Origin of the sequence: Streptomyces sp. NPDC020917 (assembly GCF_044333795.1) — a bacterium.
Classification (GTDB): Bacteria; Actinomycetota; Actinomycetes; order Streptomycetales; family Streptomycetaceae; genus Actinacidiphila.
In genome coordinates this window covers 285,901-304,767 of the sequence record NZ_JBIRRR010000004.1, presented here as the reverse complement: position 1 = coordinate 304,767, position 18,867 = coordinate 285,901, and the positions used below count along the sequence as shown (strand labels likewise).

General features: G+C 72.6%; 11 protein-coding genes. 8 read left to right on the top strand and 3 right to left on the bottom strand.

Features of this window, described 5'->3' with window-relative positions; translation table 11 throughout:
* The first annotated feature begins 262 nt into the window (after positions 1-262).
* The 4 genes from ACH4TG_RS11260 to glgB all read left to right on the top strand — a co-directional run bounded on the left by ACH4TG_RS11260 (position 263) and on the right by glgB (position 8,700).
* Positions 263-2,245, top strand: a complete 1,983-nt coding sequence (locus ACH4TG_RS11260; RefSeq protein WP_398241926.1) for an alpha-1,4-glucan--maltose-1-phosphate maltosyltransferase — start codon at positions 263-265, stop codon at positions 2,243-2,245.
* On the top strand, positions 2,242-3,942 hold the full coding sequence (gene treS / locus ACH4TG_RS11255; protein ID WP_398241925.1) for a maltose alpha-D-glucosyltransferase: 1,701 nt from the start codon (positions 2,242-2,244) through the stop codon (positions 3,940-3,942). Before ACH4TG_RS11260 ends, treS begins: the two co-directional genes overlap by 4 nt.
* A 296-nt stretch (positions 3,943-4,238) precedes the next feature.
* A complete protein-coding gene (locus ACH4TG_RS11250; protein ID WP_398241924.1) occupies positions 4,239-5,663 on the top strand; it encodes a maltokinase in 1,425 nt (474 codons plus the stop codon).
* 496 nt (positions 5,664-6,159) lie between these two features.
* Positions 6,160-8,700, top strand: a complete 2,541-nt coding sequence (gene glgB, locus ACH4TG_RS11245; RefSeq protein ID WP_398241923.1) for a 1,4-alpha-glucan branching enzyme — start codon at positions 6,160-6,162, stop codon at positions 8,698-8,700.
* 90 nt (positions 8,701-8,790) lie between these two features.
* On the opposite strand, the gene ACH4TG_RS11240 is transcribed toward glgB, so the two are convergent.
* Positions 8,791-10,020 carry a hypothetical protein gene (locus ACH4TG_RS11240; protein ID WP_398241922.1) on the bottom strand — a complete coding sequence of 410 codons (1,230 nt, stop codon included), beginning with the start codon at positions 10,018-10,020 and terminating at the stop codon, positions 8,791-8,793.
* Between the two features lie 490 nt (positions 10,021-10,510).
* Here ACH4TG_RS11240 and ACH4TG_RS11235 point away from each other — a divergent pair, with 490 nt between their 5' ends.
* Positions 10,511-11,593, top strand: coding sequence for a chitinase (locus tag ACH4TG_RS11235; protein ID WP_398241921.1), 1,083 nt, complete (start codon positions 10,511-10,513; stop codon positions 11,591-11,593).
* 120 nt (positions 11,594-11,713) lie between these two features.
* Here ACH4TG_RS11235 and ACH4TG_RS11230 read toward each other — a convergent pair whose 3' ends face one another.
* Together ACH4TG_RS11230 and ACH4TG_RS11225 are read right to left on the bottom strand one after the other, a co-directional pair.
* Positions 11,714-12,739, bottom strand: coding sequence for an ATP-dependent 6-phosphofructokinase (locus tag ACH4TG_RS11230; protein ID WP_398241920.1), 1,026 nt, complete (start codon positions 12,737-12,739; stop codon positions 11,714-11,716).
* Between the two features lie 61 nt (positions 12,740-12,800).
* Positions 12,801-13,799, bottom strand: coding sequence for a 2-hydroxyacid dehydrogenase (locus ACH4TG_RS11225; RefSeq protein WP_398242131.1), 999 nt, complete (start codon positions 13,797-13,799; stop codon positions 12,801-12,803).
* 223 nt (positions 13,800-14,022) lie between these two features.
* Between ACH4TG_RS11225 and pta the strand changes: the two genes are divergently transcribed.
* Genes pta through pyk form a run of 3 tightly spaced genes read left to right on the top strand, consistent with a single transcriptional unit; the run spans position 14,023 to position 18,805 of the window.
* Positions 14,023-16,104, top strand: coding sequence for a phosphate acetyltransferase (pta, locus tag ACH4TG_RS11220; RefSeq protein WP_398241919.1), 2,082 nt, complete (start codon positions 14,023-14,025; stop codon positions 16,102-16,104).
* Complete coding sequence (locus tag ACH4TG_RS11215) at positions 16,101-17,372, top strand: acetate kinase (protein WP_398241918.1); 1,272 nt, start codon at positions 16,101-16,103, stop codon at positions 17,370-17,372. Before pta ends, ACH4TG_RS11215 begins: the two co-directional genes overlap by 4 nt.
* A gap of 5 nt (positions 17,373-17,377) precedes the next feature.
* On the top strand, positions 17,378-18,805 hold the full coding sequence (gene pyk, locus ACH4TG_RS11210) for a pyruvate kinase (protein WP_398241917.1): 1,428 nt from the start codon (positions 17,378-17,380) through the stop codon (positions 18,803-18,805).
* Positions 18,806-18,867 lie beyond the last annotated feature (62 nt).

Sequence of the window (18,867 nt, the reverse complement as noted above, 5' to 3'; positions counted from 1 at the left end):
TCGGGTCGCGCTCCCGAAACGCCGTCAGGTCGTGCGTTCTCCCGCCGATCGCTGGGAAGGCTCCGCTGTGTCCGCGCGACGGAGGCATCCACCCGGGTGAACGCGTACCCGGGGGGCCGTGCGGGCAGGCCGGCACCGCCAGGAACAGTTAAAAAGAGCGTGAGCCCGTGTCGCCGGTCCGCTGACCACGATGGCACCGCCGAAGCGCGTCGCGTGCACCCGCCCACCCCGTTGTCCGGTAACCGAGCTGCCAGGTGAGGAAATGATCGGTCGTATTCCTGTCGTCGATGTCCGTCCCGCCGTGGAGTGCGGCCGCCGGCCGGCCAAGGCGGTCGTCGGTGAGACCTTCGAGGTGACGGCCACGGTGTTCCGCGAGGGGCACGACGCGGTCGCCGCCAACGTGGTGCTGCGCGACTCGGCCGGCCGGTCGGGACCGTGGACGCCGATGCGCGAGCTGAGCGAGGGCAGCGACCGCTGGGGGGCCAGGGTGACGCCCACCGCTGAGGGCCGCTGGACCTACACCGTCGAGGCGTGGTCGGACCCGGTGGCCACCTGGCGGCACACCGCGGGGATCAAGATCCCGGCGGGCATCGACACCGAGCTGGTGCTGGCCGAGGGCGCGCAGCTGTACGAGCGGGCGGCGACCGGCGTGCCGAAGAACGACGGCCGGCCGGCCGTGCTGGCCGCGGTGGACGCGCTGCGCGACGCCAAGCGGCCCGCGGCGGCCCGGCACGCGGCGGCGCTGGCCCCGGACGTGGTGGCGGTGCTCGACCGGCACCCGCTGCGGGAACTGGTCAGCGCCTCCCGCCCGATGCCGCTGCACGTGGAGCGCGAGCGGGCGCTGTTCGGGTCCTGGTACGAGCTGTTCCCGCGCTCGGAGGGCGCGGTCACCTCCGGCCGGAAGGTGCGCTCGGGCACCTTCCGCACGGCGGCGGAGCGGCTGCCCGCGGTGGCCGCGATGGGCTTCGACGTGGTGTACCTGCCGCCGATCCACCCGATCGGCACCGCGTTCCGCAAGGGGCGGAACAACAGCCTGGAGGCCGGCCCGGACGACGTCGGCTCGCCGTGGGCGATCGGCTCGCCGGAGGGCGGGCACGAGGCGGTCCACCCGGACCTGGGCACGCTGGAGGACTTCGACCACTTCGTGGCGCGGGCCCGGGAGCTGCGCCTGGAGGTGGCGCTGGACTTCGCGCTGCAGTGCTCCCCCGACCACCCGTGGGTGGCCAAGCACCCGGAGTGGTTCGCGCACCGCGCCGACGGCACGATCGCCTACGCGGAGAACCCGCCGAAGAAGTACCAGGACATCTACCCGATCGCCTTCGACCGGGACTTCGCCGGCATCGTCCGGGAGACCCTGCGGGTGCTGCGGCACTGGATGGCGCACGGCGTGCGGATCTTCCGGGTGGACAACCCGCACACCAAGCCGGTGGTGTTCTGGGAGAAGGTCATCGCCGACATCAACCGCACCGATCCCGACGTGATCTTCCTGGCCGAGGCGTTCACCCGCCCGCCGATGATGAACCTGCTCGCGCAGGTCGGGTTCCAGCAGTCGTACACCTACTTCACCTGGCGTAATGACAAATCGGAACTGACTGATTACATGCGGGAGTTGAGCGGGACGACGGCAGGCTGGATGCGCCCGAACTTCTTCGTCAACACCCCCGACATCCTGCATGCCTACCTTCAGCACGGCGGCCGCCCGGCGTTCGAGACCCGGGCCGTGCTCGCCGCCACCCTCTCCCCCAGCTGGGGCGTCTACGCGGGCTTCGAGCTGTGCGAGGGCACCCCCGCGCACCCCGGCAGCGAGGAGTACCTGCACTCCGAGAAGTACGAACTGCGGCCGCGCGACTGGGCCGCCGCCGAGGCCCAGGGCCGCTCGCTGGCCCCGCTTCTCACCACCTTGAACCGGCTGCGCCGGCGTCATCCGGCGCTGCAGCAGCTGCGGGACATCACCTTCCATCCCGTGGACAACGACGCGTTGCTCGCGTACTCGAAACGCCGCGGCGACGATGTCGTACTGGTGGTCGTCAACCTGGACCCGTTCCACACCCAGGAGGCGACCGTGTCGTTGAACATGCCGGAACTCGGCCTCTCCTGGCACGAGTCGTTCCCGGTGCGCGACGAGCTCACCGGCGACACCTACCACTGGGGCAGGGACAACTACGTGCGTCTTGAGCCGGGCCGTGCCCCCGCGCACGTCATGTCCCTGCGACCGTCTCCATCGATCGGAGGGTCACTCAGTTGATCGTCAACGAACCCGTCCCTGACAAATTCGAGGACACCCCTGCCAAGGACCGTGATCCCGATTGGTTCAAACGGGCGGTGTTCTACGAAGTCCTCGTCCGTTCCTTCCAGGACAGCAACGGCGACGGCGTCGGCGACCTGAAGGGGATCACCGCCAAACTCGACTACCTGCAGTGGCTGGGCATCGACTGCCTCTGGCTGCCGCCGTTCTTCGCCTCACCGCTGCGCGACGGCGGCTACGACGTCGCCGACTACACCGCGGTCCTCCCCGAGTTCGGCGACCTGGCGGACTTCGTGGAGTTCGTGGACGCCGCCCACCAGCGCGGCATGCGCGTCATCATCGACTTCGTCATGAACCACACCAGCGACCAGCACCCGTGGTTCCAGGCCTCCCGTGCCGATCCGGAGGGGCCCTACGGCGACTACTACACCTGGGCGGACGACGACAAGCAGTTCCCCGACGCCCGGATCATCTTCGTCGACACCGAGACGTCGAACTGGACCTTCGACCCGGTGCGCAAGCAGTACTACTGGCACCGGTTCTTCGCCCACCAGCCGGACCTGAACTACGAGAACCCGCAGGTGCAGGAGGAGATCCTGGCCGCCCTGCGGTTCTGGCTGGACCTGGGCATCGACGGCTTCCGGCTCGACGCGGTCCCGTACCTCTACCAGGAGGAGGGCACCAACTGCGAGAACCTGCCGCGCACCCACCGGTTCCTCAAGCGGGTGCGGGAGGAGATCGACGCGCACTACCCGGACACCGTGCTGCTCGCCGAGGCCAACCAGTGGCCCGAGGACGTCGTCGACTACTTCGGCGACTACGCGGCCGGCGGCGACGAGTGCCACATGGCGTTCCACTTCCCGGTGATGCCGCGGATCTTCATGGCGGTGCGCCGCGAGTCCCGCTACCCGGTGTCCGAGGTGCTCGCCAAGACCCCGGCGATCCCGTCCGGCTGCCAGTGGGGCATCTTCCTGCGGAACCACGACGAGCTGACCCTCGAGATGGTGACCGACGAGGAACGCGACTACATGTACGCGGAGTACGCCAAGGACCCGCGGATGCGGGCCAACATCGGCATCCGCCGCCGGCTCGCCCCGCTGCTGGACAACGACCGCAACCAGATCGAGCTGTTCACCGCGCTGCTGCTGTCGCTGCCCGGCTCGCCGGTGCTGTACTACGGCGACGAGATCGGCATGGGCGACAACATCTGGCTCGGCGACCGGGACGGCGTGCGCACCCCCATGCAGTGGACGCCCGACCGCAACGCCGGCTTCTCCTCGTCCGACCCCGGCCGGCTGTTCCTGCCGACGATCATGGACCCGGTCTTCGGCTACCAGGTCACCAACGTCGAGGCGCAGATGAGCTCGCCCAGCTCACTGCTGCACTGGACCCGGCGGATGATCGAGATCCGCAAGCAGAACCGTGCCTTCGGCGTCGGCTCGTTCACCGAGCTGCCGTCGAGCAACCCGGCGGTGCTGGCCTTCCTGCGGGAGGACGGCGACGACCTGGTGCTGTGCGTGAACAACTTCTCCCGGTTCGCCCAGCCCACCGAGCTGGACCTGCGGCAGTTCCGGGGCCGCCATCCGGTGGAGCTGATCGGCGGGGTGCGCTTCCCCGCGATCGGCCAGCTGCCGTACCTGCTCACCCTCGCGGGGCACGGCTTCTACTGGTTCCGGCTGCGGCGCGACCCGTCGTGACGTCGGGGGGCCGGCCGTGCCGCGAGCCGCCGGCCCCCGCGGTGACCTGCGGACTCCGCGCGGACCGCGTGAGGCCGTGGCCAAGGCCCCTCCCGAGGTGCGGCCTTGACGCACCTTTGGCAGTATCCGTACATATCCAGCAGTAATCCCGCAGCAGCCCGTACGGCGGTTTCCTGTCACCCGCCCGGGGCAGGCTCCACGTGTCGCCGGACAGCCCGAACCCGTGATCCGGGAGGCTGGCGCCCCCGCCGTTCGCCGTAGCGGCCGGGTGCGCGACTCCCCGGGGAAAGGACGTCATGTCGGACAGCTCCTGGACCCGTGTTCCGTCCACCCCTCCCGCACCGACCGCCCCTGGGCGCGACCTGGTGCCGGGCCTGCTGCGCTCGCTCGATCCCCTGTTGCGCAGCTGGCTGCCCCGGCAGCGGTGGTTCGCCGGGAAGGGGCTGCCGGTCGGCGAGTTCCGCCTGGCCGCCGCGACGGAACTGGTGCCGCCCGGCGGTCGCCTCGGCCCGCTGGGCCTGCTCCACCTGCTCGTCGACGTGGAGCAGCCCGGCCGGCCGGCCGACTGCTACCAGCTGCTGCTGGGCGCCCATCCGCTGCTGCCGCCGGCGCTGGTCCGCGCCGCCCTGGGCCCCGCGGTGGGCGGCCCGTACGACGGGCTGACCCTGTACGACGCCCCGCACGACCCGCGGCTGGCCGCGCTCCTGCTGGAGCGACTGCGGCTGCCGGGCCGCAGCGGGCGGCTGCGGTTCACCACCGAGCCGCAGGCCGCGTTCCCGCCGGGGCTGGCGCCGCGGGTGTCCACCGCCGAGCAGTCGAACACCTCGGTGGTCTACGGGGACGCCTACATCCTCAAGCTGTTCCGCCGGGTCTCCCCCGGCACCAACCCGGACCTCGAACTGTCCCTGGCGCTGGCCCGGGCCGGATCCACCCGGGTGGCCGAACCCGTCGCCTGGTTCGAGGCGGACGACCCGCGCGGGCCGTCCGCGGGCGAGCCGGTCACCCTGGGCGTGCTCCAGCGGTTCCTGCCGGGGTCCGAGGACGGGTGGGCGCTGGCCCTGGCCTCGGTCGCCGAGGACGGCGACTTCCGTCCCGAGGCCGCGGCGCTCGGCCGGGCCACCGCGGAGGTGCATGCCTCGCTGGCCGCCGCGCTGCCGGCGCGGACGCTGGGCGGCGGCGCGCTGGAACGTATCGCCGCGGGCATGGCCCGGCGGCTGGACGAGGCGGCGGCCGAGGTGCCGGCGGTACGGCCGTACGCGGGCGCGCTGCGGGCCGCGTTCGACGACCTGGCGAAGATGGGCGCGGGCGGGGCCGGCGGCGACGTCATCGCCCAGCGCATCCACGGCGACCTGCACCTGGGGCAGGCGCTGCGCCGGGCCGACGGCGAGTGGGTGCTGATCGACTTCGAGGGCGAGCCGGCCCGGCCGCTGGCCGAGCGCCGCAGGCCGGCACCGCCGGTCCAGGACGTGGCCGGGATGCTGCGGTCGTTCGACTACGCCGCCCACCACAGCGGGAACGGCCCCTGGGCGGACCGGCACCGCGACGCCTTCTGCTCCGGTTACGCGGAGGTCGCCGGCCTGGACCCGCGGGACCAGCCCGTCCTGATACGGGCCTTCGAGACCGACAAGGCGGTGTACGAGGCGCGCTACGAGGCCCGCCACCGCCCCGCGTGGCTCCCCATCCCCCTCTCCGCCCTGGCCCGCCTGGCGAGCACACCGTGACCCCCGGAGTCGTTCCGGGTGCCGCGTCCCCCGCCCGATCGGCGCGCCCGGCCACCCACCGGCCGTGCGACGGCCGCGATGCCTCGCGGGGCGGCACGGGCCCGGCAACGCACCCCGCCCCGCCAGGGGCGCGGGGAACTGCGCGACCAGCCCGCGCGGCGCAGGGGCCGGCACCGCACCCCGGCCCGGCAGGACGTGCCCCGTCAGGGGCGCGGGGAACTGCGCGACCAGCCCGCGGGGCGTGGCGGGTCGTCACCGGCCCGAAGGGGCTGATCGGTCCGTCCCGGACCACCGGCCGGTGGCCGGTTGCGCGCGCAGTTCCCCGCGCCCCTGATGGTTGCCCTTCGCCCGTGCAGGGGCGAACCGTGGGCCCGCACCACGGCAAACCCCAGGCCCGGCCAGGGCGAACCGTGGGCCCGCATCACGGCAACCCCAGCCCGGCCAGGGCGAACCGCACTTCGCAGAAGACCCCGCCAACTTCGAGGAGAGGCCGACCGTGAGCCCGCGCAGTGAAGAGACACCGAACGGCCGAGCGCCGAAGGGCGCCACCCCTGAGGCCGCTGCGCGCGGCTACGACGTGTCCACGCCGCACCCCGCGGCCTCGGGCACGGCCCCGCAGTCCCCGGAGCGCGGCACGTCCACGAGCAGGACGGCGGACCGGCCCGCGGCCGAGGACACCACGGTCGCCAAGGTCGCCGAGGAAGCGAAGAAGGCCAAGGAGACCAAGGAGGCCAAGGACGCCCCGAGCACGAAGAGCACGAAGAGCGCCGAGGCCGCGAAGGCCGGCAAGAACGGAAAGAACGGCGCCGGCGCCCAGGGGAAGACCGCGCCAAGCCGGCCGCAGGCCACCGGCCTGGACCCGGGCGAGCGCTGGCGCCTGCTCAACGGCGCCCACCACGACCCGCACGCCCTGCTCGGCGCGCACCGCGAACCCGGCGGCGTCCGCTTCCGCGTGCTGCGGCCCTTCGCGCGGTGCGTGGCCGTGCTGGTGGACGACCGCCGCATCGAACTGGACGCGGAGGGCGACGGCCTGTTCTCCGCGCTCGCACCGCTCGCCGACGTCCCGGAGTACCGGCTCGCGGTGGTGTACGACGGCCCCGAGCAGGTGGTGGACGACCCGTACCGCTTCCTCCCCGCGCTCGGCGAGCTGGACCTGCACCTGATCCGGGAGGGCCGGCACGAGGAGCTGTGGAAGGCGCTCGGCTCGCAGCCGATGACGCACGGCGGCGTGGCGGGGACGCGGTTCGCGGTGTGGGCACCGAACGCCCAGGGGGTGCGGGTCGCCGCGGACTTCACGTTCTGGGACGGCAGCGCGTTCCCGATGCGCTCGCTCGGCGCGTCCGGCGTGTGGGAGCTGTTCCTGCCGGGTGTGGGCCCCGGCACCGCGTACAAGTTCGAGATCACCCGGCGGGACGGCTCCCGGCAGCTGAAGGCCGACCCGATGGCGCGGGCCGCCGAGGTCCCGCCGAACACCGCCTCGATCGTCACCGAGTCCGACTACTCCTGGCGCGACGAGGAGTGGATGGCGCACCGCGGCGACGTGCCCGTGCACCGCGCGCCGTTCTCGGTGTACGAGGTGCACCTGCCGTCGTGGCGGCCGGGCGTCGGCTACCGCGAGCTGGCCGAGCAACTGCCCGCGTACGTCAAGGACCTGGGCTTCACGCACGTGGAGCTGATGCCGGTCGCCGGGCACCCGTTCAGCGGCTCGTGGGGCTACCAGGTCACCTCGTACTACGCGCCGATGCCCCGGCTGGGCACGCCCGACGACTTCCGGTACCTGGTGGACGCGCTGCACCGGGCCGGCATCGGCGTGATCATGGACTGGGTCCCGGCGCACTTCCCCAAGGACGACTGGGCGCTGGCCAGGTTCGACGGCGAGCCGCTCTACGAGCCCGGCGACCCGCGGCGGGCCGAGCATCCCGACTGGGGCACCCTGGAGTTCGACTTCGGCCGCACCGAGGTGCGCAACTTCCTGGTCGCCAACGCCGTGTACTGGTGCGAGGAGTTCCACATCGACGGCCTGCGGGTCGACGCGGTGGCGTCCATGCTGTACCTGGACTACTCGCGGGAGGGCGGCGACTGGCTGCCGAACGTGTACGGCGGCCGGGAGAACCTGGACGCGGTGGCGTTCCTGCAGGAGATGAACGCCACGGTGTATCGGCGCTGCCCGGGCGTGGTGACGATCGCGGAGGAGTCCACCGCGTGGGACGGCGTCACCCGCGCCACCCACCTCGTGGGTCACACCGGCTTCGGCGGCCTCGGCTTCGGCCTGAAGTGGAACATGGGCTGGATGCACGACTCGCTGGGCTACGTCGCCCACGAGCCGGTGCACCGCAAGTACCACCACAACGAGATGACGTTCTCGATGGTGTACGCGTACAGCGAGAACTACGTGCTGCCGATCTCGCACGACGAGGTGGTGCACGGCAAGCAGGCGCTGGTCAGCAAGATGCCCGGCGACTGGTGGCAGCAGCGGGCGAACCACCGCGCCTACCTGGGCTTCATGTGGGCCCACCCGGGCAAGCAACTGCTCTTCATGGGGCAGGAGTTCGCGCAGGGCGGCGAGTGGTCGCACGAAAGCGGCCCGGACTGGTGGCTGGTCGACCCGGCCTACTCGGCGGCGGGCGACCACCGCGGGGTGCGGGACCTGGTGCGCGAGCTGAACACGGTGTACACGGCGACGCCCGCGCTGTGGCAGCGGGACACCGACCAGGGCGGCTTCGAGTGGATCGACGGCGGCGCGGCGGAGGACAACGCCTTCTCGTTCCTGCGCTACGGCACCGACGGCAAACCGCTGCTGTGCGTCAGCCACTTCTCGCCGGTGGTGCGGCAGGACTACCGGCTCGGCATCCCCGAGTCGCTCGCCCACACCGTGTGGACGCCGGTGCTCAACACCGACGACGAGCGGTTCGGCGGTAGCGGCGTCCCGGTGGACGGCGCGCTGAAGACCGAGCCGACGCCGTGGCACGGCCGCCGGCACAGCATCGGGCTGACGCTGCCGCCGCTGGCGACGGTGTGGCTGGCGCCGCTGGCCTGACGCCGGCCGGAACGGACGGGGTGGTCCTGCCGCACGACCGCGGCGGGACCACCTTCATGTCCGTTGTCCGGCAGGGGACTTGGCGTGAGGTCAGCCGCGGCGGCGGCGCAGCCCGACGTAGCCGATCGTGGCCCCGCCGGCGATGACCAGGGCGGCCGCCGCCGCGGCGGTCGTCGACGTCCCGTCGCTGCCGGTGTGGGCGAGCTGCGTGGGCGCCCCCGACGTCCCGGACGTCCCGGAGGTGGTGGCACCCGTCGTGGTGCCGGTGGTGCTGCCGCCCGTCGTCGCGCCGGTCGTGGTGGACGAGGGCGTGGGCGTCGGGGTGGCGGTCGGGGTCGGCGTGGATCCGCCGGAGCCGTGCGCCTTCACCGTGATCGAGGCGAACGCCCCGCACTCGGCCGTGCCGAGGAACGGCTTCGCTTCGTTGATGATCGCGCACGGGTTCACGGTGGTGGTCCCCGTGGGCGCGTCCTCGCGGTAGGTCAGGCGGACGGTGACGGTCGTGCGGCTGTGCGGCGCCAGGGAGGCGTCCTTGCCGATGATGTCGTACCCGTACACGTCGGGCTCGTTGCCGGCGGTGATGTGCGGCAGTTCGGTCCACCGGCCGGAGCGCAGTACCTCGACGGTGGTGTGGCGGTTGGTGAACAGCACGTCGGTGAGGTTCGCATACGCCGAGGCGCTCGGGTTGGCGACGGTGGCCTTGAAGGTCACGCCGGGCCCGCCGGCGATCGCGGTGCGGGGCACACCGGACAGCGTGACGTCCAGGCCGTCGACCTTGACGGTGTCGACGTCCTCGCCGGTGGCGGCGCCCGACGCGCCGGAGGTCACCAGCGTGGTCATCTTCAGGCGGTCGGTGCCGCCGTTGCTGTCGCCGTTGTGCGGCGTGCCCATGGGCAGGCCGAGGCGCATCTGCACGGTGCGGGACTTGCCGGAGGCGAGCGGGAAGCTCTCGGGCACGTCACCGGAGAACACCCCGTCGGCGAAGGACAGCGGGACCTTCTTCCACACGCTGCCGCTGAGCCGGTACTCCAGGCTGACGGCGTTGGGCTCCACGCCGGTGCCGGAGTCGATGCGGTAGTGCAGCCACGCGAAACTGGTGTCGTACACGCCGACGTTGGTGACCTTGGTGGTGAAGTCGACCGGCAGGCCGGCGAATCCGATCTCCTTGGGCGCGGCGGAGGACACCGCCAGCGAGGCCGGCCCGGAGTCGGCGGGCGCGGCCGTGGCGGCCGGTGCGAGGACGGCCGCGGCGGCGGCGAGCAGGAGCGCGCCTCCTGCCGCGGCGGCGGACGAACGGGCGGTGCGTACGGTGGTGTTCAACGGATCCCCCCTGGATGCGTGGTGCCGCGGCCGGTCGGCCGCGCCCGGTGGAGGCGACTGGTCGGGCCCCTCACGCACAGTTGGACCGCCGATCACGGCAACCCGTTGTGTCCGGTTGTGTGACGGTTCTGCGACGGAAGCGTCCAGGATTCGTACCGGCGATCCGGCGCGGGCGGTGAGCCGCGGCCGGCAGCGCTGACGCGGCGGGCGGTGACGCGGAAGAGGGCGCGGAGCGGTGCGGCCGACGGGACGTCAACTCACCGCAGCCGAGGGATCGTTCGCCCGGAGGACCATCCGCGGTCCGCCTCGCGCCCGGCGCCGCAGCCCGGGCCGGACCGCCTCCGCCGGCATCCCCGTCAGAAAACAGGAAACTTTCCTAACCAACCTCTTGCCGGGCCGCGCCGGAGGCCACTAGCGTTCCCGCCACGCCCTTCGAGGCGCCCGCATCCCGCTCCTTCCCCCTCCCCCTCCGGCACAAGGAGTCCCCCCCATGCGCCTGTTCACCGACCGCCGTGCCCGCAGGACCGCACTCGCCGCCGCCACCGGCCTGACCGCCGCCGTCGCCCTGGGCGCGACGGCCGCGGCGAACAGCGCCGGCGCCGCGCAGCCGGCGACCGTCCAGCCGGCCGCGGCGAACAGCGCGGGCGCCGCGCAGCCGGCGACCGTCCAGCCGGCCGCGGCGCTGCCCAGCGGCATCGCCGCGCCGTACCTCTACCTCGGCTGGGGCAACCCGCCGTCCGCGACGTCCGTGATGTCGGCCACCGGCATCAAGCAGTTCACGATGGCGTTCGTCCTCTCCGACGGCGGCTGCAACCCGAAGTGGGACGGCTCGCGTGCGCTGACCGGCGGCACCGACCAGTCCACGATCGGCAAGATCCGCGCCGCGGGCGGCGACGTGACCGTCTCGTTCGGCGGCTACAGCGGCAACAAGCTGGGCCAGAAGTGCAGTTCGGCGTCCGCGTTGGCCGGTGCCTACCAGAAGGTGATCAACGCCTACCAGCTCAAGTCCATCGACGTCGACATCGAGGCGGGCGAGTTCAGCTCGTCCACGGTGCGGCAGCGCGTGGTGGACGCGCTGAAGACCGTCCGCGCCAAGAACGCCTCGCTGAAGATCTACGTCACCTTCGGCACCACTCCGACCGGCCCGGACGCGGCCGGCAAGGACCTGATCAAGAAGGGCGCCGCGGCCGGGCTGAACATCGACGCCTGGGCGGTCATGCCGTTCGACTACGACCAGGGCTCCACGGACATGCTGGCCACCACCAGGACCGCGGTCGACGGCCTGAAGAACGCGGTGGCGAGCGCGTACCACCTGTCGTCCGACGCCGCCTACCGCAAGGTGGGCCTGTCCTCGATGAACGGCAGGACCGACAGCAGCGGCGAGACGGTGTCGCTGTCGAACTTCAAAGCGATCATCTCCTACGCCAAGTCCCACCACCTGGCGCGGGTGTCGTTCTGGGCGCTGAACCGCGACCGCACGTGCCCCTCCGGCCAGTCCGCGGGCGACACCTGCAGCGGCATCAGCCAGGGCACGTACGACTTCACCAAGGCCCTGGCCACCTACACCGGCTGACCCGGCGGAAGTCCCGGGCGAGGCGGAGCCGTTCACCACGACCGGCTCCGCCTCCCGCACGCCGCCGACGGTCCGGCTGAGCGGACGGCGGGTCCGGCGACCGCGCCCGGGAGGCCCGGCTCAGAAGACCGACTCGGCCTCCTCCATGCGGTCCTCGGGCACGGTCTTGAGGTGGGTGACGGCGTCGGCCAGCGGGACCATCGCGATGCGGGTGCCGTGCAGGGCGGTCATGTGGCCGAACGCGCCCTCGTGGGCGGCCTCCACGGCGTGCCAGCCGAAGCGGGTGGCCAGCACCCGGTCGTAGGCGGTGGGCACGCCGCCGCGCTGGACGTGGCCGAGGATGACCGGCCGGGCCTCCTTGCCCATCCGCGCCTCCAGCTCCCGGGCGAGGGTGGTACCGATGCCGGCGAACCGCTCGTGGCCGTACTTGTCGATCTCGCCGACCCCGTAGTCCATGGTGTCCTTCGCCGGGTGCGCGCCCTCGGCCACGCAGACCACCGCGAACTTCTTTCCGCGGGCGAAGCGCTCCTCGACCACGCCCACCAGGTCGGCCGGGTCGAAGGGCCTCTCGGGCACGCAGATGGCGTGGGCGCCGCCGGCCATGCCCGCCTCCAGCGCGATCCAGCCGGCGTGCCGGCCCATCACCTCCACCACCATGACCCGCTGGTGGGACTCCGCGGTGGTCTTCAGCCGGTCGATCGCCTCGGTCGCCACGGTGACGGCGGTGTCGAAGCCGAAGGTCCGGTCGGTGCCGTTGATGTCGTTGTCGATGGTCTTGGGCACCCCGACGACCGGCATCCCCGCCTCGGAGAGCATCCGCGCGGCGGTCAGCGTGCCCTCGCCGCCGATCGGGATGAGCACGTCCAGGCCGTACTGGGCGGACAGGTCCTGGGCGTTGTCGGCGGCCTCGCGCAGCCGGGCGCGCTCCAGCCGGGCCGAGCCGAGCACGGTGCCGCCGCGGGCCAGGATGCCGCTCACCGAGTTGAGGTCCAGCGGCCGGAACCGGCCCTCCAGCAGGCCGACGAAGCCGTCCTCGAAACCGATCACCTCGTCCCCGTGGCCGGTCAGCGCACGGTGCACGACGGACCGGATGACGGCGTTGAGCCCGGGGCAGTCGCCGCCGGCGGTGAGGACTCCGATACGCATGGGACTTCGTCTCCAGAGGATCCGTACAGGGGGTCGGGCGAACCCTGGACCGGTCGGCCGGTCAGGGCGACTTCGGGACCAGCGTGCACTCCGTGATCCGCCCGGCGAGATAATCGTCCACATTGCGGACGGTGGCGGCGACGATCTGCTCGACCGCGTCCACCGTGTAGTACGCCTGGTGGGAGGTGACCAGCACGTTGCCGAAGGTCATCAGCCGGGCCAGGACGTCGTCGGTCATGACCTCCAGGGACTTGTCGTAGAAGAAGATCCCGGCCTCCTCCTCGTACACGTCCAGGCCCACCCCGCCGAGCCGCCCCTGGCGCAGCGCGTCCACCAGGGCGCCGGAGTCGATCAGGGCGCCGCGGCTGGTGTTGACCAGCACCACGTCGTCCTTCATCTCGGTCAGCCGCCGGGCGCCGATGATGTGGTGGGTGGACGGCATCAGCGGCACGTGCAGGGTGATCACGTCGGCTTCCCGGCAGAGCCTGTCCAGCTCGACGTACTCCATGCCCAGCTCGACGCACTCCGGGTTGGCGGTGATGTCCCAGCCGAGCAGCCGCATGCCGTAGCCGCGGGCGATCGAGGTCACCGCGGTGCCGATCCGGCCGGTGCCGATGATGCCGGCGGTGCGGCCGTGGAAGTCCCGGCCGAGCAGGCCGTCGAGCCGGAAGTCGAAGTCGCGGGTGCGGCCGGCGGCCCGCACGATCCGCCGGTTGAGGGCCGACGCCAGCGTCCAGGCGAACTCGGCGACCGCGTACGGAGAGTACTCGGCGACCCGGGCCACGGTCAGGCCCAGCCGCTCGGCGTGGTCCAGGTCGATGTTGTTGTAGCCGGTCGAGCGCTGGGTGATCAGCCGGGTGCCGCCGCGGACCAGGCTCTCCAGCACGGGCGCGTCCAGCACCGCGTTGACGCTGGTGGAGACCGCCTCGTACCCCGCGGCCAGCGGCAGCGTGTCGGCGGTGAGGGTCGTCTCCAGGCAGCGGACGTCATGGCGTGGCGTGAACGCGCGCTCCAGCAGGGGCCGCTCGTCGCGCTGCACTCCGGTCGCGAGGATCTCCACCGCACCACCCTCCTTCTCCGCTGCGTTCACCCTACGTGCACTGTGCGGGGAAGGCCGGGAGCCCGCACCCGGACGGCGGCCCGCCCCTCGTCGGGCGCCGCCGGGACGGGGGCGCTAGCGTCGTGGGTGTGTGCGCGCGGTCGGGGGGGCGTGGCGTGCGACCGACACGCGGGGAGAGCGGGCGACCCGGCCGTTGGGGCGCCTCGGGAGAACAGGAGTGCAGGTGACGCGCAGCGTCTACGTGACGGGGGTCGGCCGCGGTGACGGCCGCCAGGTCGTGGAGCTGGGGGTGATGGAGCTGCTCACCCGGCAGGTGGACCGCGTCGGGATCTACCGCCCGCTGGTGCACGACACCCCGGACCGGATCTTCGAGCTGCTGCGCAGCCGCTACCGGCTGACCCAGGATCCGGCGACGGTCTTCGGCATGGGCTACGAGGAGGCCGCGGCGCTCCAGGCCGAGGAGGGGCAGGGCGCGCTGACCGCCCGGCTGGTCGAGGGCTACCTGCGGGTGGCCGAGGACTACGGCACGGTGCTGATCCTCGGCTCCGACTTCGCGGAGACCAACCTGCCGGCCGAGCTGGGCGTCAACGCCCGGCTGGCCAACGAGTGCGGGGCCTCGGTGCTGCCGGTGATCGGCGGCCGGAACCAGAGCGCGGACGCGGTGGTGGCCGAGGTCCGCAACGCGCTGCACGCGTACACCAACCTCGGCTGCGACGTGATCGCGATGGTCGCCAACCGGGTCGCCCCGGACGTGGCGGAGGACACCGCGGCCCAGCTGCGGCGGACCGTCCAGGTGCCGGTCTACGTGCTGCCCGACGACCCGGCGCTGGCCGCGCCCACGGTCCGGCAGATCGTGGAGACGCTCGGCGCCGAGGTGCTGCTCGCCGACGACGCGGGCCTGTCCAGGGACGCGCTGGACTTCGTCTTCGGCGGGGCGATGCTGCCGTCGTTCCTGCCGAAGCTGACCCCCGGCTGCGTCGTGGTGACCCCGGGCGACCGCGCCGACCTGATCATCGGCGCGCTGGCCGCGCACTCCGCGGGCTCGCCGCCGATCGCCGGCGTGCTGCTGACGCTGGACGAGAAGCCGGGCCCCGACATCCTGGCGCTGGCCAACCGGCTGGCGCCCGGCACCCCGGTGCTGGCGGTGCCGACCGGCTCGTTCCCGACCGCGGCCGAGCTGTTCGGCCTGGACGGCAAGCTCGGCGCGGGCACGCCGCGCAAGGCGGAGACCGCGCTCGGCCTGTTCGAGACGCACGTGGACACCGCCGAGCTGACCGACCGGCTGTCGGTGTCCCGCTCGGAGCGGGTCACCCCGATGATGTTCGAGCACACGCTGCTGGAGCGGGCCCGCACCCACCGGCGGCGGATCGTGCTGCCGGAGGGCACCGAGGACCGGATCCTGCGCGCGGCCGAGGTGCTGCTGCGCCGCGGGGTGTGCGAGCTGACGCTGCTGGGCGACGAGGACGCGGTCCGCAAGAAGGCCGGCGACCTGGGCATCGCCCTGGACGACCCCGGCCTGGTGATCACCGACCCGCAGACCTCCCCGCTGCGGGAACGGTTCGCCACCCGGTACGCCGAGCTCCGCGCGCACAAGGGCGTGTCCTACGAGCTGGCCTACGACGTGGTCGCCGACGTCTCGTACTTCGGCACCCTGATGGTGCAGGAGGGCCTGGCCGACGGCATGGTCTCCGGGGCGGTGCACTCCACCGCGGCCACCATCCGGCCGGCGTTCGAGATCATCAAGACCCGCCCGGACGCGGCCATCGTCTCCTCGGTGTTCTTCATGTGCCTGGCCGACCGGGTCCTGGTGTACGGCGACTGCGCGGTGAACCCCGACCCGGACGCCGAGCAGCTGGCGGACATCGCGATCCAGGCGGCGGCCACCGCCGCCCGGTTCGGCGTGGAGCCGCGGGTGGCCATGCTGTCGTACTCCACCGGCACCTCGGGCAGCGGCGCCGACGTGGACAAGGTGCGCACGGCCACCGAGCTGGTCCGCGAGCACCGGCCCGACCTGCTGGTGGAGGGGCCGATCCAGTACGACGCGGCGGTCTCGCCGGTGGTGGCGGCCGCCAAGCTGCCGGGCTCGGCGGTCGCCGGCCAGGCGACGGTGCTGATCTTCCCCGACCTGAACACCGGCAACAACACGTACAAGGCGGTGCAGCGCTCCGCGGGCGCGGTCGCCGTCGGCCCGGTCCTGCAGGGCCTGCGCAAACCGGTCAACGACCTGTCCCGGGGCGCGCTGGTGCAGGACATCGTGAACACGGTCGCGATCACCGCGATCCAGGCGCAGGAGGGGGAGGCGTGAACGGCACGGGCGGTACGGACGGCGGCGAGCCGACGCGGGTCCTGGTGCTCAACTCCGGCTCGTCGTCGGTGAAGTACCAGCTGCTGGACATGGCGGACGAGAGCCGGCTCGCGTCCGGCCTGGTGGAGCGGATCGGCGAGGAGGGCGGGGTCGCCGACCACACGGCCGCACTGGACCAGGTGGCCCGGGAGCTGAAAGAGCGCGGCCTGGGCCTGGACTCCCCCGCGCTGGCCGCGGTCGGGCACCGGGTGGTGCACGGCGGCACCCGGTTCACCGAGCCCACCCTGATCACCGACGAGGTGCTCGACGAGATCCGCCGGCTGGTCCCGCTGGCGCCGCTGCACAACCCGGCCAACATCACGGGCATCGAGGTCGCCCGCGCACTGCGCCCGGACCTGCCGCAGGTGGCGGTCTTCGACACCGCCTTCCACGCGACCATCCCGGAGGCCGCCGCCCGGTACGCGATCGACGCGGGCACCGCCGACCGGTACGGCATCCGCCGCTACGGCTTCCACGGCACCTCGCACGCCTTCGTCTCGGCCGCCGCGGCCGAACTGCTCGGCCGCTCCCCCGCCGACGTCAACGTGATCGTGCTGCACCTGGGCAACGGCGCCTCGGCGTCCGCGGTGCGCGGCGGGGTGTGCGTGGACACCTCGATGGGACTGACGCCGCTGGAGGGCCTGGTGATGGGCACCCGGTCCGGCGACGTCGACCCGGGGGTGATCGTCCATCTGCAGCGGGTGGCGGGCCTGGACACCGACGCCATCGACCAGCTGCTGAACAAGGAGTCGGGCCTGCTGGGCCTGTGCGGCGCCAACGACATGCGGGAGATCGGCCGCCGGATGGCCGAGGGCGACGAGCGCGCCCAGCTGGCCTTCGACGTGTACGTGCACCGGCTGCGCCGCTACGTGGGCGCGTTCACCGCGGTGCTGGGCCGGGTGGACTCCGTGGTGTTCACCGCCGGGGTGGGCGAGAACTCCGCCGCGGTGCGGGAGGCGGCGCTGAGCGGCCTGGGCGCGCTGGGCATCGAACTGGACTCGGTGCGCAACGCCGTTCGGGCCTCCGGCCCGCGGCTGATCTCCACCCCGACGTCCCCGGTCGCGGTCGCGGTGGTCCCCACCGACGAGGAGCTGGCGATCGCCCGGGATACTTACCAGCTGGCTCTCCGCACCACGCCCCGGGAGGGCCGACCAGGGCAGGGCGGTCGGCCGTCCCACCGACCACAGAGCCCCAGGAATATTCCGGAGCGGAACAAACCGATAGGATAGCGCCCATGCGCCGAGCCAAGATCGTCTGTACCCTGGGCCCCGCCGTCGACTCCTACGACCAGCTGAAGACGCTGGTCGAGGCAGGCATGAACGTGGCCCGCTTCAACTTCAGCCACGGCAGCCACGCCGAGCACCAGGAGCGCTACCAGCGTGTCCGCAAGGTCGCGGCGGAGACCGGCCGGGCGGTCGGCGTCCTCGCCGACCTCCAGGGCCCGAAGATCCGCTTGGCCAAGTTCGCCGACGGACCGGTGGAGCTCGTCGCGGGCGACGAGTTCACCATCACCACCGAGGACGTGCCGGGCGACAAGTCCGAGTGCGGCACGACCTACAAGGGCCTGCCCGGGGACGTCTCCCAGGGCGACCCGATCCTCATCAACGACGGCAACGTGGCGCTGCGCGTCATCGAGGTCCACGGCCAGCGGGTGCGCTGCCTGGTCGTCGAGGGCGGCGTGATCTCCGACCACAAGGGCATCAACCTGCCGGGCGCGGCGGTGAACGTGCCGGCGCTGTCCGAGAAGGACATCGACGACCTGCGGTTCGCGCTGCAGATGGGCGTCGACATGGTCGCGCTGTCCTTCGTCCGCGACGCCAAGGACGTCCGCGACGTGCACCGGGTGATGGACGAGGAAGGCCGCCGGGTCCCGGTCATCGCCAAGGTGGAGAAGCCGCAGGCGGTGCACAACATGGAGGACGTCGTCATGGCGTTCGACGCCGTGATGGTCGCCCGCGGCGACCTGGCGGTGGAGTACCCGCTGGAGCAGGTGCCGCTGGTGCAGAAGCGCCTGGTCGAGCTGTGCCGGCGCAACGCCAAGCCGGTGATCGTGGCGACCCAGATGATGGAGTCGATGATCACCAACTCCCGTCCCACCCGCGCCGAGGCGTCCGACGTGGCCAACGCGATCCTGGACGGCGCGGACGCGGTGATGCTGTCCGCCGAGTCCTCGGTCGGCAAGTACCCGATCGAGACGGTCAAGACGATGTCGCGCATCGTCGAGGCCGCCGAGGAGGAGCTGCTGTGCCGCGGCCTGCAGCCGCTGGCGCCCGGCAAGAAGCCGCGCACCCAGGGCGGCGCGGTGGCCCGTGCCGCCGCCGAGCTGGCCGACTTCCTGGACGCCAGGACGCTGGTGGCCTTCACCAAGTCCGGTGACACCGCCCGCCGGCTGGCCCGCTATCGCGTGCCGGCGCCGATCCTGGCCTTCACCACCGACCCGGCGACCCGCAACCAGCTCGCGCTGACCTGGGGCGTGGAGTCCGTGGTGATGGAGCACGTCGGCACCACCGACGCGATGGTGGAGCAGGTGGACCAGGAGATGCTCAAGCTCTCCGACTACGCCCCCGGCGACACGGTCATCATCACCGCCGGCTCGCCCCCCGGCGTGCCCGGCACCACCAACCTGGTGCGCGTGCACCACCTCGGCGACGTCACCGGCTGACGCCTGCTGACACCGGCTCACACCGGCCCGCACAGCAGAACGCACGGCCCGGCCCGGAACGC

Bases quoted from the DNA above. Each gene is read 5' to 3' on its own strand.
- ACH4TG_RS11260 (WP_398241926.1), top strand. From the start codon at position 263: ATGATCGGTCGTATTCCTGTCGTCGATGTCCGTCCCGCCGTGGAGTGC.
- ACH4TG_RS11250 (WP_398241924.1), top strand. From the start codon at position 4,239: ATGTCGGACAGCTCCTGGACCCGTGTTCCGTCCACCCCTCCCGCACCG.
- ACH4TG_RS11235 (WP_398241921.1), top strand. From the start codon at position 10,511: ATGCGCCTGTTCACCGACCGCCGTGCCCGCAGGACCGCACTCGCCGCC.
- ACH4TG_RS11230 (WP_398241920.1), bottom strand. From the start codon at position 12,739: ATGCGTATCGGAGTCCTCACCGCCGGCGGCGACTGCCCCGGGCTCAAC.
- pyk (WP_398241917.1), top strand. From the start codon at position 17,378: ATGCGCCGAGCCAAGATCGTCTGTACCCTGGGCCCCGCCGTCGACTCC.